The organism is Pantoea sp. ICBG 1758 (assembly GCF_002928325.1).
Classification (GTDB): domain Bacteria; phylum Pseudomonadota; class Gammaproteobacteria; order Enterobacterales; family Enterobacteriaceae; genus Pantoea; species Pantoea eucrina.
The window spans coordinates 346,822-362,254 of sequence record NZ_POWL01000002.1 but is presented as its reverse complement, the minus strand read 5'-3'; the positions used below and the strand labels follow the sequence as shown (position 1 = coordinate 362,254).

Here is a 15,433-nt window from a genome sequence, read left to right as displayed (position 1 = left end):
TTACATTTTGATTTAGCTAGGATTTATCTGACGGTGGCTTGCTGTAAAGCGCATCCGGCGCAATGTTCATGTGCTTCAGCACCGGTCCCATAATATTGCCGAAGATGGGCGCGGCCACCGAGCCGCCGAAGTGATCGCCCGCGGTCGGATGGTTGATCATCACTACCAGCGCCACCTCCGGATGGCTGGCTGGCGCGATCCCGGCGGTATAGTTCACGTAACCGCCATCATATTTGCCGCTGCTGCCCATCTTCTCTGCGGTACCGGTTTTGGTCGCCAGGCGATAACCTGGTACCGCAGCCTTGATACCGGTGCCGCCCGGCAGCACGTCACTCTCCAGCATATGCACCACGGTCTGTACAATCTGCGGATTGGCTACCTGTTTGCCCAGCACCGGTGGCGTGACTTTGGTTATCGACAGCGGACGATAAACGCCAAACGAGCCCAGCGTGGCATATTCGCGCGCAATCTGCAGCGGCGTCACGCGCAGGCCGTAACCAAAGGAGAAGGTTGCACGTTCAATGTCCGCCCAGCGCTCGCGATGCAGCGGAAAGTAGCCCACGCTCTCACCGGTTAATCCCAGTCCGGTAGGCTTGCCGAGACCAAATGCCTGATAGGTGTTGACCAGCGCTTCCGCCGGCATCGCCAGCGCAATATGCGATACGCCGATATCACTCGATTTTTGCAAAATGCCGGTCATGGTGAGACGCGGCCAGTGGCCGACGTCGCGGATAAGATGGCCATTGACGCTGTAGGGGGTGGTATCAATCACCGAGTCAGGCCTCACCAGATGGCGCTCCAGACCCTCCATCACTACCAGCGGTTTGACCGTTGAGCCGGGTTCAAAGCTGTCATTGATGGCGACGTTACGCATCTGCGCGGGTGTCGCCTTGTCGAAATTATTCGGGTTGAATGAGGGATACGATGCCATTGCCAGAATTTCACCGGTATCGATCTTCACCAGCACCGCGGCGCCGGAGTCCGCTTTGTTCAGCAGCACGCCGTCGCGCAGCCTGCTGTAGAGGGTAAACTGATCAAACTTGTCGATGCTGAGCTGCACCGTGGGCGGCTGCTTCGGCGGCTCATAATCGATCATCGAAATGATATTGCCCTCGCCATCTTGGCGATAGACCTCTTTGCCTGGCTCGCCCTGCAGCACCCGATCAAACCCTTTCTCCAGCCCGTTAAGCCCGTTGCTGTCAGCTCCCACAATGCCAATCAGCGGCGCAGCCGCTTCACTCATCGGATAAAACCGGCTGTCGTTATAGACCGAGCTGATCCCTTTCAGGTGCAGTTTGGCGATATCTTTGGCGATCCCCAGCTCAATCTTACGTCCCAGATAGAGAAACCGCTTTTTCGGGTTAGCCGTAATCTGCGCCTGCAGATCTTCCGGCCGCATGCTGAGCGCCGCCGCCAGATAGCCCCACTTTGCACTGCTGAAGTCGGGATTCGCCTCCAGCACCCGTTTAGGATCGGCAATGATGTCGCGCGACGGTACGCTCAGCGCCAGCGCCTGGCCGTCGCGATCCAGCAGCGTGCCGCGATTCGTGGGCAGCGTAACGGTGCGCAGCGAGCGCTGATCCGCTTCATGCTCCAGCATCGGATGGTTGATCAGCTGCAGATCGCCGACGCGGGCGAGCAGCAGTCCCATACAGGTCAGCACGCCCAGACAGATCAGACGAAAACGAAACGGGTTAAACGGGGCTTTAATCTGGTCTTTACCCAGAAATTTTTTAATCGGAGGCATAGCATTCCGCTGCGGTGAGAGTCGTTATCCAGACTGGTTATCGGCTGTTATAAAGAAAGGCCTGGTAAGTTGACAGGAAAACTGTGTTTCAGTTATTTGCAGAGATGACGGACAAAAAAAACCTGCGCATCTGCGCAGGTTGGTGTAATCAAGAAAACGTTTTGATGTTCACCCATCAATACCTCTGGGACCCTGACTGTAGCAAGCCAGCTGACAGCCCTGCACCTGCTTAAACGCAACAGTTGCCCGCAAAATGTAACCAGCGGTGAGATTGTTAGTGGTTTGTGCAACCGTGATGTTTTCTGACTTCGACCAGGCAGCTCATGGCGTTCGGTCCCTGCGTCAGGGAAGAGGTCCCGATATCCAGCGTCAGTACGTTCGGGTTGCCGGCGCGATCCCACGGCTGCCACGTGCCGCCAAAGCCGGGATCGAACCATGCACCGGTCGCGATAATCAGTACGCCCGGCGCGACGCCGTCGGTCAGGCGCACGCCGGCCAGCATACGGCCGCGCGCATTGCTTACCTCAACCACCTCCCCGTCGGCAATGCCGCGCTGCGCGGCATCCTGCGGATGCATCGACAGCGTCTCATGCCCGGCAGTTTTATTGGCCTGAACGGCAGGGGTTGCATCCAGCTGGCTGTGCAGCCGGTCGGCAGGCTGCACTGAGATCATATGCAGCGGATAGTCGCTGCTCAGCGGCGCACCCAGCCACTCCTGCGGCTCACACCAGGTGGGATGACCCGCGAAGTCATCCAGCTGATAGTCCGCAATGGTCTGGCAAAAGAGCTCAATTTTGCCGCTGGCGGTGGCGATGGGATGCGCCTGCGGATCGGCGCGAAACTCCTCCATAAAGATATAGGGTTTCCCGCCCTCGGGGATCTCCACAAACCCGCGCTCCCAGAACTCACTGAAGGCCGGGAAAGCGATACCGCGCCGCGCATGTGCCTGTGCGCACTGCTGATAAAGATGCTCAATCCACTGCATCTCGTTGCGCCCTTCCGTGAAGCGGTCGCGATAACCGAGGCGATCGGCGATGTCAGCAAAAATATCGAAGTCGTTGCGTGCCTGATGCTGTGGCCTGACTGCCTGGTGCATCGCCAGCACAAAGCGATCGCGCGACGATCCGCCAATATCGTTGCGCTCCAGCGTGGTTGTCACCGGCAGCACAATGTCCGCCATCTGCGCCGCAGGCGTCCAGACAATATCCTGCACAATCACCGTATCGGGTCGCTGCCAGCCGGCGACCAGCCGGTTAAGCTGCTGGTGATGATGAAACGGATTACCGCCCGCCCAGTGCACCAGATGGATATCAGGATAGTGCAGCGTCTCACCGCAGAAGTCGTAAGGTTCGCCTGGCTGCAGCAGCATGTCGCTGATGCGCGCTACCGGAATCGCCAGATTGGCCGGATTAGGCCCGGTGCTCATCATCGGCGCCGGTCCCTCCTGACGCGGATTGCCTACGCTGTTCATTGAGCCATGCCCGAATGAGAAGCCTGCGCCCGGCAGGCCCGGCTGACCCAGCATGCAGGAGAGCGCAATCATCATCCAGTAGGGCTGCTCACCGCGGTGGGCGCGCTGCACGGAGTAAGCGCTGGTCATAAAGCTGCGCCTGCCCGCCAGCTGCTGTGCCAGCTGTGCAATACGTGCGGCCGGAATAGCGGTAATGGCGCTCGCCCAGGCTGCGGTTTTTGCCACGCCGTCGCTTTCGCCCAGCAGGTAAGCGCGCAGCTGCGGCCAGCCGGTGCAGTGCGTGGCGAGGAAGGTGTCGTCAGTGGCGCCGTTGCGCAGGATCTCATAGCCCAGCGCCAGCATCAGCGCGACATCGGTATTGGGGCGAATCGGGATCCATTCGGCGTTTAGCCACGCCGGACAGTCATCGCGCTGCGGGCTGATGTTGATTACCGGAGTGCCCCTGGCGCGCAGCTGCTCCAGCGCCGGCTTCAGGCTGTGCTGCCCCGCTCCGCCGGACGCGACCTGCGCATTTTTCAACGCCAGGCCACCAAAGGCGACAAAAATCTCCGCATGCTCCACCACCTGCGGCCAGTCGGTTACGCGCCCGGTCAGCGGCATGTAAGTGCCAATCACATAGGGCAGGAAGAACTGGGCGGCGCCCCAGCTGTAGTTGCCCTGCTGATCGACCCCGCCGCCGCCCTGAAAATAGAAACGCCGCACCAGCGTCCGCGCATGGTTGACCCGTCCGGCCGAGGACCAGCCGTATGAGCCGGTAAAGATGCCGGCTGCCCCGTAGCGCTCGCGTACGCGGCGGTTCTCTTCTGCGACCAGATCGAGCGCGGTATCCCAGCTGACCGGCACAAAGTCTTCACGCCCGCGCAGGGTGCGATCGCTGTTCTCGCGCGATTTCAGCCACGAGCGGCGCACCATTGGCTGGCGGATACGCCTGTCGGAGTAAACCAGCTCGGGGATGGTGTGGATCATCGGTGAAGGATCGGTATCGGCAAAGAAAGGTTCGCAGCCTGTCAGGCGACCATCTTCCGTCACGGCGGTAAAAGCGCCCCAGTGCGCCAGGTGCGGCACGCGTGTTTTCATGAGAGTGTCCGGCAGATAAACAGAGAATGCGCGGCAGCATAGCATGAGGCTGCACTCCGCCAGAAGCCTGCCTGTGAGCGGCTGATTTTCCGCGCTTTTGCGACAACGCTGGCATTCTGATCGCTTGCGGCCCAGGGGCTTTTCCGTAACACTGATGCGATGTGTAAACGTTTTCCCTGGATGTCGATAATTGCATGGCTACCATAAAGGATGTTGCCCGTATGGCCGGGGTGTCGGTTGCGACCGTTTCCCGTGTTATCAATAACTCTCCCAAAGCCAGCGAAGGTTCACGCCTCGCGGTAACCCAGGCGATGGAGCAGCTGCAGTATCACCCTAACGCCAATGCGCGCGCGCTGGCACAGCAATCTACTGAAACGCTGGGGCTGGTGGTGGGTGATGTATCCGACCCTTTTTTTGGCGCGATGGTAAAAGCGGTGGATGAAGTGGCAGGCGAGACCGGCAACTTTCTGCTGATTGGTAACGGTTACCATAATGAACAAAAAGAGCGGCAGGCGATTGAGCAGCTGATGCGCCATCGCTGCGCGGCGCTGGTGGTGCATGCCAAGAAAATTCCGGCAGACGATCTGGAGATGCTGATGCGTCAGGTGCCGGGTATGGTGCTGCTGAACCGGCTGATCCCGGGCTTTGAGTCACGCTGTATTGCGCTTGACGATCGCTATGGCGCCTGGCTCGCCACCCGGCATCTTATTCAGCAGGGCCATACGCACATCGCTTTTATCTGCTCCACGCACACCATTTCTGATGCAGAGGATCGCCTGCAGGGCTATTACGATGCGCTGCGGGAACACGGCCTGCCCTGTAACGACCGCCTGGTGGCCTGGGGTGAGCCTGATGAAACAGGCGGTGAGCAGGCGATGACGGAGCTGCTGGGCCGCGGCAAGTCTCTGACGGCCGTCGCCTGCTATAACGACTCGATGGCTGCTGGCGCGCTGGCGGTGCTAAGTGATAACGGCATCCGCGTACCAGAGGAGATGTCGCTCATCGGGTTTGATGATGTGCTGGTGTCACGTTACGTGCGTCCGCGCCTTACTACCGTGCGCTATCCTATTGTCACTATGGCGCAGCAGGCGGCACAGCTGGCGCTGGCGCTGGCGCACGGCAGCGAGCTGCCTGAAGTCACTAATATGTTCAGTCCGACGCTGGTGCGGCGTCACTCAGTGGGTGGGCCTGGATAAGTGATGCGCCGGGAGCTTTGCGCTAAGCAGCGCGCGGCACCGGAGGGGTTCCGCCCGCCTGGCTTCTGGCAGTTTCAGCGGCATTCCCGCACGCGGACGGGCTAAGGGGCGGGTGGGCGCGACCCTTAGCAATCCGCGCCCGGCGCTGCGGATAGCGCCCCCCTCCCCGCCTGCAAGTTCTTCGTTTCTTTTTTTAAATTTGGTTTGGTGTGCGCTGAGGCTTCTCTACAGAACCTTCAGCCATAAGACACTTGTTGAAGAGAAAAAAAGCAGCAGCAGCGGGAAGCGCCATCCGGGTCCGCCGAGGGAGGGCACGGTTCCGGGATGAGCCGACAGGACGTCGGCGAAAGGCCGCGGTGAGCAGGAGCGAATGGCGGCCGGTCCCGGGGAAGCGGGCGTGAGCGAGGGAACCGCGCAGCGGCGGACGGGGCTGGCGCAGGGCCGGGGAGTGCAGAGGGCGCGGCCAGGCGTCCTCTGCCCGGTCGCCGTGCCGGAGCACAGGCTGCTGCCGCCGCTGACGGCGAACGGAACCAGCCTCGGGGCCCCGTAGCGAACGGAACCAGCCCCCGGGCCCCGCAGCGAACGGAACCGGCGCCCGCCCCCGTGGCGAACGGAACCGGCCTCCGTCACAGATCCTGCTTATACACCCTCACCCGCTCGGCGGGAAACTCCAGCGCTTCGCAGACATACTCCCAGCCGTGCCGCTCGTAGTAGCCGGAAAACGTTGACCAGAGCCAGATACGCGCGTGGCCGCGATCGCGGGCGAAATCGATCACGTGCTGCTGCAGCGCCTCGCTCACGCCCTGACCGCGTGAGGCGGGATCGACATAGAGCGCTGCCGCCCACGGCCAGAGATCCTGGCGGCTGATCAGATCGCAGCGCCAGAAACCGATAGTGCCCAGCGGAATATCGTGCGCGTCCAGTGCGACAAACGTCACCGGCAGATCGGCACCGTTCAGGCTGCTGCGCACGACACTGTGATAAAACTCACGCGTTGTGCCATCGCCAAACGCCTGCCACAGCCAGTCAGTTATCTGACTGGCGTGATGCGGCACGCTGCTGAGCGGCAAAATACGCATCAGTTCAGCTCCAGCGCCAGCAGCTCCTGAATCGTCTGCGCGCGGCGGATCTCACGCACGCTGCCGTTTTCAAATAGCACTTCCGGGATCAGCGGGCGGCTATTGTAGTTAGAGGACATGGACGCGCCGTAAGCACCAGTGTCGTGAAACACCAGATAGTCGCCAGGCTGCACCGCAGGCAGCGCGCGGGTCTCCACCTTGCCGCCCTCCTGCTGGGTAAACACATCGCCTGATTCACACAGCGGCCCGGCGACCACACTCTCCTGCGTGGCTGCACCCGGCGTACGGCCATCAGCGGGCAGTACCGAGATATGGTGATAGCTGCCATACATGGCCGGACGCATCAGATCGCTGAAGCCCGCATCGACCAGCACAAAGTGACGGCTGCCCATCGCTTTGACCGCCCGCACCTGCGACACCAGCACGCCTGATTCAGCGACCAGAAAGCGGCCCGGTTCAATTTCCAGCTTCACCGGATGCCCGAGGTGTGCGGCAATCCGATCGCGCGCGCGGCTCCAGAGGCCAAAATAGTGGTCGGTATCGATCGCTTCTTCATCAAAGCGGTAGGGAATAGAGAGCCCGCCCCCGGCTGAGATGGCGCTGAGATCCTGACCAAACGCAATCACCTGGTCGACCATGGCGTCACACACCTGCTGCAGATGCGCATAATCCACGCCGGAGCCGATATGCATGTGCAGCCCCACCAGCTGCAGACCGTGCTGCTGAATCGCAGCCAGCGCCAGCGGCAGATCGCCATACCAGATGCCGTGCTTGCTGTTTTCGCCGCCGGTATTGGTTTTCTGGCTGTGACCGTGACCAAAACCAGGATTGATACGCAGCCACACTTTATGGCCCGGCGAACGCGCGCCCAGCTGGTGCAGCATATCTACCGAACCGGCGTTTACCGGTACCTGCAGCTCAGCCACGCGCTGAAGCGTCGGCAGATCCAGCAGGTCCGCCGTAAACACAATGTCCTCACCGCCCGGTTCAAATCCCGCCGCCAGCGCGCGTTCAATTTCACCCAGCGAGACGGAATCGACTTTTACCCCGGCCTGACGCATCAGGCGCAGAATATGAATGTTTGAGCAGGCTTTCTGCGCAAAGCGCACCACATCAAACTGGCTGAGCTGCGCAATACGCTGCTGAATAATGGCGGCGTCATAGGCCCAGAACGGACCGCTGTAGCGCTGCGCCAGCGGCAGCAGATGGGTAGCGTTAAGCGCAGATTCGGTGGTGTCTAACGGACGTGGCATAACAATTCTCCTGTACTGTTGCCCTCATTTAGCCACACCACATCAATTCACAGAAATATCTGTTTTAGCGGCAGCTATGCAAATATGATATGCCTTTAATGGAGGAGCGATGGCGAACATCAACTGGCGGCATATTGAGATTTTCCATGCGGTGATGACCAGTGGCAATCTGACGCAGGCCGCCGCGCTGCTGCACACTTCGCAGCCCACCGTCAGCCGTGAGCTGGCGCGTCTGGAGCAGCAGCTGGGACTGACGCTGTTTGAGCGGGTGCGCGGTCGTCTGCAGCCCACGATGCAGGCGCTGAGTCTGTTTGAAGAGGTGCAGCGCTCCTGGTACGGACTGGACCGGATTCTCGATGCGGCGGAAGGATTACGGCAGTTCCGGCATGGCGAGCTGTCGGTGGCCTGCCTGCCGGTATTTTCCCAGTCGCTGCTGCCGCCTCTGCTGCAGCCCTTTATGCAGCGCTATCCGCAGGTGAATCTGAACATCATTCCGCAGGAGTCGCCGCTGCTGGAGGAGTGGCTGTCGGCGCAGCGCTACGATCTTGGCCTGACTGAGACACAGCATGCGCCATCCGGCACGGAACGCCTCTCGCTGCTGACCTGCGATGAAGTGTGCGTTTTGCCGCCGCAGCATCCGCTCTGTCAGCGTGATGTGCTGACACCTGCCGATTTCCATCAGCAGAATTTTGTCAGCCTGTCGCGGCATGACAGCTATCGTCAGCTGCTGGATGCGCTGTTTCTGGAACAGAAGGTTGAGCGACGGCTGGTGCTGGAGACGCACAGCGCCGCGTCGGTATGCGCGATGGTGCGCGCCGGGGTTGGCTTATCGATTGTAAATCCGCTCACCGCGTTGGATTACGCGGCGAGCGGCGTGGTGATGCGGCGTTTCAGTATCAGCGTGCCGTTTACCGTGAGCCTGATCCGCCCTCAGCACCGGCCCGCCTCTGCGCTGGTTGACCGCTTCTGCCACCACCTGCAGCAGCAGGTGGCAGCATTTCCGGGGCTTATCGCCGCGCAGCTTGATCAGACGCGGACCGTATCGCCCTGACCGTTAGCGTTGCGGAAGGTGATGACACACACCACCAGGCCGACAGCGGCGATGGCGGCAGCCGCAACCGGCACTGCCGTCAGGCCGTAGCCGCGCGCAATAACGGCGCCGCCTACCCAGGCACCCAGCGCGTTACCCACGTTAAAAGCAGCGATGTTGAGCGTGGAAACCAGGTTCGGTGCCTCTTTGCCGTGGCGCACCACGTTGATCTGCAGGCCGGGTACAGTGGCAAACGTCGCCATGGCCCACAGGAACAGCGTAATTTCAGCCAGCCAGAGCGCATGGCTGGTCCAGCTGAACAGCAGTGAGAACAGCGCAATCAGTGAGAAGCTGAGGATCAGGCTGAAAGAGACTTTCCAGTCCGCCAGCTTGCCGCCAATGATATTACCTGCCGTCAGGCCGGCGCCAATCAGGAACAGCGTCCAGCTCACGCCGCGGTCGCTGATGCCGGTGACCTGAAGCAGCAGCGGCGCAATATAGCTGAACAGCGCAAACATCGCCGCGGCAAAGCAGACCGTCATCAGCAGCGACAGCCAGAGTCGTCCGTTGGCCAGCGCACTAATCTCACTGGCCAGATGAACCGGCTTCTCTTCTTTATTTGCCGGCAGACTGACAATCAGGGCGATAAACGCCAGAATGCCGATAATCGCCACGCCCCAGAAGGTGGCACGCCAGCCAAACAGCTGACCAAACCAGGTGCCAAGCGGCACGCCAAGCACGTTTGCCAGCGTCAGCCCGGTAAACATCAGCGCCACCGCTGACGCCTGACGGCCGGGCGCCACCAGGCTTGCGGCCACTACCGATCCAATGCCAAAGAACGCGCCGTGGCAGAGTGCGGTGACCACACGCGCCAGCATCAGCAGGTTATAGCTATAGGCCAGCGCGCAGAGCACGTTACCGATAATAAAGATCACCATCAGCAGACTCAGCGTGCGCTTGCGCGGCAGGCTGGCGGTCAGCAGCGCCATAATCGGCGCGCCAATCGCCACGCCGAGCGCGTAACCGCTGATCAGCCAGCCGGCTGAAGGAATCGACACCTGCAGATCGCCTGCCACTTCCGGCAGCAACCCCATGATGACAAACTCCGTGGTGCCAATGGCGAACGCACTCAGCGCCAGCGCCAGTAATGCAACAGGCATAACACACTCTCCCAAGATAATTTTGCAGGCGGGCCGTACTGCGAACACAGCACGGTAAAACAGAACGCTTATTAATATTTGAACTGCGTCACGCTGCATTAAAACACAGCCCTGGCAGCGCAACCACCCTGTGCGCCGCAAGGCTATGTTGCCGGCGCGGCAATAATCAGCGCCGGTCCGGCTTGTGGCGCGGTGGCGGATAGTGATAGCGTTGCCCGGTTTTCAGCCGGCGGAAGCGGGTAACGGTCAGAACGCAGCGCGCAGGTGAGCGCCCCACAGGAGAAAAAAGAGATGCGCTGGATAATTGCGCTGGCGGCGTGCTGCCTCAGCGGCTGCTCGGTTGGACACTATGAATACAGTAAAGAAGCTGCGCGCCGGGTGGATATGACCGTTACCGGTATTCCCACCATTCTTGGGGTCGGCACGCTGGGCACGACTATCCCGCTCACCGCCGACTACAGCCTGACGGCGGCACACGTGGCGAAATACTCACTCTACCGGGTAAAAGCCTGGCACCCCGACTGCGATCTCGCCGTGGTTTACCATAAAAACCGGGCGGGCAACCTGCCGCCGGCGTTCCGTAACGGCCACATTGGCGATCGCGTAAATCTTTATGGCTATAGCTTTATCTCTGCCCTGCCGGTCGCCTCCAGCGGAGAGAACCTGGTGAATACCACGCTGGTAAACAGCTGGAACAAAGCAAACTGTGTGGTGGTGGCGGCCAGTGCTGGCGTAGTGAAAGGTATGTCAGGCGGCGCAGTCTATAACGCCAGTGATGACACGCTGGCTGGGGTGATCACAGGATACAGCCGGCGGATCGATGATAACCAAAGCGGAAAAACGCTGTATAGCGATGTGGCACTCTACATACCCTATGCGCGTTTTCAGACGTGGCTGGCAGAGGCGATCGCGCCGTGATAACTGCTGCCCGACTCTCCCCTGCGGGAGAGAGACGGGCAGCGCCTGCCGTTACTTCGCCGTCGGGCGCAGCGCCGGGAACAGGATCACATCGCGAATGGTGTGGCTGTTGGTAAACAGCATCACCATACGGTCGATACCGATACCGAGGCCAGCCGTTGGCGGCAGTCCGTGCTCCAGCGCGGTTACGTAATCTTCATCGTAGAACATCGCTTCATCATCGCCGGCATCTTTTGCATTCACCTGCTGCAGGAAACGCTCTGCCTGATCTTCAGCGTCGTTCAGCTCTGAGAAGCCGTTACCGATCTCGCGACCACCAATAAAGAACTCAAAGCGATCGGTGATTTCCGGGTTCTCATCATTACGGCGCGCCAGCGGTGAAACCTCTGCCGGGTATTCGGTGATGAAGGTTGGCTGAATCAGATGGGCTTCCGCCGTCTCTTCAAAGATCTCCGTTACCACGCGGCCCAGACCCCAGCTTTTTTCCACTTTGATATGCAGCGCACTGGCGATCGCTACCGCTTTATCAAAGTCTTCCAGGTCAGCCAGGTCCGTTTCCGGACGATATTTTTTGATCGCTTCACGCATCGTGAGCTTCTCAAAAGGCTTACCGAAGTCAAAGGTATGTTCGCCATAGGCCACTTCAGTGGTGCCCAGTACGTCCTGCGCCAGCGTGCGGAACAGGCTTTCGGTCAGCTCAATCAGATCTTTGTAATCTGCATACGCCATATAGAGTTCCATCATGGTGAACTCAGGATTATGGCGCGGCGAGATGCCTTCGTTACGGAAGTTACGGTTGATCTCAAACACGCGATCGAAGCCGCCTACAACCAGACGCTTCAGATAAAGCTCCGGCGCAATACGCAGATACATATCGATATCCAGCGCATTGTGATGGGTGATGAAAGGACGCGCAGAAGCGCCGCCCGGGATCACCTGCATCATTGGCGTTTCCACTTCCATAAAGTCGCGGTTTACCATGAACTGGCGAATACCCGCCATGATTTTCGAGCGTACCTGGAAGGTGTGGCGCGATTCATCGTTGGAGATGAGATCAAGATAGCGCTGACGATAGCGCGTCTCCTGGTCAGCCAGGCCGTGAAACTTGTCCGGCAGCGGACGCAGCGCTTTGGTCAGCAGGCGCAGTTCTGAGATATGGATTGAAAGCTCGCCGGTTTTGGTTTTGAACAGCTTACCGCGTGCACCCAGAATATCGCCCAGATCCCACTTCTTGAACTGCTCGTTATAGACGCCTTCCGGCAGATCGTCACGTGAAACGTAGATCTGGATCTGACCGCCAACATCCTGCAGCGTGGCAAACGACGCTTTACCCATGACGCGGCGCGTCATCATACGACCGGCAACGCTCACTTCCACGCCCAGCGCTTCCAGCTCTTCGTTGCTCTTGTCGTCATAGCTGGCGTGCAGCCGATCGGAGGTGGTGTCACGACGGAAATCGTTGGGAAACGCCACGCCCTTTTCACGCAGCGCGCTGAGTTTTTCGCGACGCGCTTTCAGTTCATTATTTAACTCAAGTGCGGCGTCAGCGTTCTGCGGTTGTTGTCCAGACATGTCGGTTCCTTATAGCCCTGCTTTTAAACTTGCTTCAATAAAACGATCCAGATCGCCATCCAGCACCGCCTGAGTATTGCGGGTCTCTACGCTGGTGCGCAGATCTTTGATGCGGGAGTCATCCAGCACGTAAGAACGAATCTGGCTGCCCCAGCCGATATCCGATTTGTTCTCTTCTGCGGCCTGCTTGTCAGCATTTTTCTTCTGCATCTCATATTCATAGAGCTTGGCGCGCAGCTGTTTGAAGGCCTGGTCTTTGTTCTTGTGCTGTGAACGGTCGTTCTGACACTGCACCACAATGTTGGTCGGCAGGTGGGTAATACGCACCGCAGACTCCGTTTTGTTAACGTGCTGACCGCCCGCACCCGATGCGCGGTAGACGTCAATGCGCAGATCGGCCGGGTTGATATCGATATCGATATTGTCATCCACTTCCGGATAGATAAACACCGAACTGAACGAGGTGTGACGACGGCCGCCGGAGTCAAAAGGACTCTTGCGCACCAGGCGATGGACGCCGGTTTCCGTACGCAGCCAGCCGTAGGCGTAGTCACCAATCACCTTGATGGTGGCGGATTTGGTGCCCGCAACTTCGCCTTCCGACTCTTCAATGATCTCGGTTTTAAACCCTTTGGCTTCTGCCCAGCGCAGATACATGCGCAGCAGCATGCTGGCCCAGTCCTGCGCTTCCGTACCGCCGGAGCCTGCCTGAATATCCATGTAGCAGTCGGCGCTGTCATACTCGCCTGAGAACATGCGGCGGAATTCCAGCTCACCCAGCTTTACTTCCAGCGCGTCGAGCTCAACCACGGCTTCGTTGAAGGTTTCTTCATCGTCCGCTTCAACCGCCAGCTCCAGCAGGCCCTGCACATCTTCCAGGCCCTGGTGCATCTGATCGAGGGTTTCAACGACGGCTTCGAGCGACGCGCGCTCTTTGCCGAGCGCCTGCGCGCGTTCAGGTTCATTCCAGACGTCCGGCTGCTCCAGCTCGGCGTTTACTTCTTCAAGACGTTCTTTCTTGGCATCGTAGTCAAAGATACCCCCTAAGAACGCCGCTGCGCTCGCTAAGGTCCTGGATACGATTTTTGACCGGATTAATTTCAAACATGGCTTTTCAGTCTTTTTTGGCGATACGGTGAGAAAAGATAAAGTAACGCATGAGTTTACCCGAAAGCGCGCGCGGTTTGTAGCGGCGCGCGCGGTCAGAGCGGCCAGATATGATCGATTATCAGCTGCACGGAACGGTTACCGCGATACTCGTTGATATCCAGCTTATAGGCCAGCTCAACCTGCCGCACGCTGGTATCCGGCCAGAGGCGGGTATCAACATTAAACGCGATACCGTCCAGCAGCGGTCCGCCGCCGAGCGGTTCCACCATCACTTTCAGGTGACGCTCGCCCACCAGCCGCTGCTGCAGCAGTTTAAATTTGCCGTCAAACACCGGTTCCGGGAACGCCTGTCCCCACGGCCCCGCCTCGCGCAGCATTTCAGCGGTATGCAGGCTGAACTCCTGCGCGTGCAGCTCACCGTCTGACCAGACCACGCCCTGCAGCGCTTCTCCATCCAGCCACTCATCAATCAGCGCAGCAAAGCGCTCGCGAAACGCATCATACTTATCCGTTTCCAGCGAGAGTCCTGCCGCCATCGCATGGCCGCCGAACTTGATAATCAGCCCCGGATAGAGCGTATCCAGCCGCTCCAGCGCGTCACGCAGGTGCAGTCCGGCGATTGAGCGACCCGATCCTTTTAGCGTGCCATCGCCCGCGGGCGCAAACGCAATGACCGGCCGGTGAAAACGCTCTTTCAGGCGCGATGCGAGGATCCCGACCACCCCCTGGTGCCATTCGGGGTGATAAAATGCCAGGCCCAGCGGCAGGTCGCTATGCTGACGCTCCAGCGCATCGCACAGCGCCAGCGCTTCGCTTTTCATGCCCTGTTCAATTTCTTTGCGCGTCTGGTTCAGCGCATCCAGCTCGCTGGCCAGCATGCGCGCCTGCGCAATATCCTCGGTCAGCAAGAGCGCCACGCCAACCGACATATCGTCAAGCCGCCCCGCCGCGTTAAGACGCGGGCCAACGGCAAAGCCGAGATCGCTGGCTGCCAACTGACGCGCATCGCGGTTTGCGATCTCCAGCAGCGCCCGAATACCGGCGCGGCATTTACCGGCGCGAATGCGGCTCAGCCCCTGCCACACCAGAATGCGATTGTTCGCATCCAGCGGCACCACGTCCGCTACGGTGCCGAGCGCGACCAGATCGAGCCACGCGGCCAGATTGGGTTCGCTGCGCTGGGGGGTAAACCAGCCCTGCTCGCGCAGATGCGCGCGCAGCGCCAGCATCAGGTAGAACGCCACGCCGACGCCTGCCAGCGCGCGCGACGGAAAAGCGCTGTCGCTGAGGTTAGGATTAACAATAGCGTCGGCGGCCGGCAGCGTTTCGCCCGGCAGATGGTGATCGGTGATCAGGACCGGGATGCCGTGCGCTGACGCCGTTTCGACGCCCGCGTGCGAGGAGATGCCGTTATCCACGGTGAGGATCATCTCCGCGCCGCGCGCACGCGCCTGCTCCACCACTTCCGGACTCAGGCCATAGCCATCGTCAAAGCGGTTAGGCACCAGGTAGTCCACGTTGCCGCCCATGCTGCGCAGCGCCAGCACGGTCAGTGCGGTGCTGGTCGCGCCGTCGGCGTCAAAATCGCCGACGACCATAATGCGCTGGCCGCCCGTAAGCATCCGGTGCAGCAGCGCAACCGCAGCCTCTATACCGCCGAGGCTCTGCCACGGCAGCAGATATTTTGCCCCGCGCTCCAGCTCTGCTGCGGTTTTAACGCCGCGATGCAGATAGAGACGGCGCAGCAGAGGCGGCAGGTCGTCAGACAGGCTGGCATCAGCCGGCAGCGTGCGCCGACGCAGTTCTGTAGTGTGCATCAC

11 protein-coding genes are annotated in these 15,433 nt (G+C 60.0%); 3 read left to right on the top strand and 8 right to left on the bottom strand.

Annotated elements, in window-relative coordinates:
• Positions 1 to 16: 16 nt before the first annotated feature.
• Both C1Y41_RS11225 and C1Y41_RS11220 read right to left on the bottom strand, forming a co-directional pair.
• Positions 17 to 1,747: a penicillin-binding transpeptidase domain-containing protein gene (locus C1Y41_RS11225; protein ID WP_071668559.1), complete on the bottom strand. Its 1,731-nt coding sequence runs from the start codon at positions 1,745 to 1,747 to the stop codon at positions 17 to 19.
• 274 nt (positions 1,748 to 2,021) lie between these two features.
• Positions 2,022 to 4,295, bottom strand: coding sequence for a molybdopterin guanine dinucleotide-containing S/N-oxide reductase (locus tag C1Y41_RS11220; protein WP_039379984.1), 2,274 nt, complete (start codon positions 4,293 to 4,295; stop codon positions 2,022 to 2,024).
• A gap of 194 nt (positions 4,296 to 4,489) precedes the next feature.
• Between C1Y41_RS11220 and galR the strand changes: the two genes are divergently transcribed.
• The gene (gene galR, locus C1Y41_RS11215; protein WP_039379986.1) at positions 4,490 to 5,491 is read left to right on the top strand and encodes an HTH-type transcriptional regulator GalR; all 1,002 of its coding nucleotides are present in this window, start codon (positions 4,490 to 4,492) and stop codon (positions 5,489 to 5,491) included.
• Positions 5,492 to 6,117: 626 nt separating this feature from the next.
• Here galR and C1Y41_RS11205 read toward each other — a convergent pair.
• Complete coding sequence (locus C1Y41_RS11205; protein WP_175540455.1) at positions 6,118 to 6,570, bottom strand: GNAT family N-acetyltransferase; 453 nt, start codon at positions 6,568 to 6,570, stop codon at positions 6,118 to 6,120.
• Positions 6,570 to 7,823, bottom strand: coding sequence for a diaminopimelate decarboxylase (gene lysA / locus C1Y41_RS11200; RefSeq protein ID WP_104085478.1), 1,254 nt, complete (start codon positions 7,821 to 7,823; stop codon positions 6,570 to 6,572). The genes C1Y41_RS11205 and lysA overlap by 1 nt, the downstream gene beginning before the upstream one ends.
• Positions 7,824 to 7,932: 109 nt before the next feature.
• On the opposite strand from lysA, the gene C1Y41_RS11195 reads away from it, so the two are divergent.
• A complete protein-coding gene (locus tag C1Y41_RS11195) occupies positions 7,933 to 8,874 on the top strand; it encodes a LysR family transcriptional regulator (protein WP_094112156.1) in 942 nt (313 codons plus the stop codon).
• On the opposite strand, the gene C1Y41_RS11190 is transcribed toward C1Y41_RS11195, so the two are convergent.
• Positions 8,850 to 10,013, bottom strand: a complete 1,164-nt coding sequence (locus C1Y41_RS11190) for an MFS transporter (RefSeq protein ID WP_071668563.1) — start codon at positions 10,011 to 10,013, stop codon at positions 8,850 to 8,852. The two genes, C1Y41_RS11195 and C1Y41_RS11190, sit on opposite strands and share 25 nt — an antisense overlap.
• 291 nt (positions 10,014 to 10,304) lie before the next feature.
• Between C1Y41_RS11190 and C1Y41_RS11185 the strand changes: the two genes are divergently transcribed.
• Positions 10,305 to 10,931: a hypothetical protein gene (locus C1Y41_RS11185; RefSeq protein WP_104085477.1), complete on the top strand. Its 627-nt coding sequence runs from the start codon at positions 10,305 to 10,307 to the stop codon at positions 10,929 to 10,931.
• Positions 10,932 to 10,982: 51 nt separating this feature from the next.
• On the opposite strand, the gene lysS is transcribed toward C1Y41_RS11185, so the two are convergent.
• From lysS to recJ, 3 genes are all read right to left on the bottom strand, one after another.
• Entirely contained in the window at positions 10,983 to 12,503 is a 1,521-nt protein-coding gene (lysS, locus tag C1Y41_RS11180; protein WP_104085476.1) for a lysine--tRNA ligase, read from the bottom strand.
• A 9-nt stretch (positions 12,504 to 12,512) separates the two neighbouring features.
• Positions 12,513 to 13,611, bottom strand: a protein-coding gene (gene prfB, locus C1Y41_RS11175) for a peptide chain release factor 2 (RefSeq protein WP_104085475.1) whose coding sequence is annotated in 2 segments (ribosomal slippage) — positions 12,513 to 13,535 and positions 13,537 to 13,611 — 1,098 coding nt in all. Because the reading frame shifts where the segments join, the coding sequence is not laid out codon by codon here.
• Between the two features lie 94 nt (positions 13,612 to 13,705).
• Positions 13,706 to 15,430, bottom strand: coding sequence for a single-stranded-DNA-specific exonuclease RecJ (recJ, locus tag C1Y41_RS11170; RefSeq protein ID WP_104085474.1), 1,725 nt, complete (start codon positions 15,428 to 15,430; stop codon positions 13,706 to 13,708).
• Between the last annotated feature and the right edge of the window lie 3 nt (positions 15,431 to 15,433).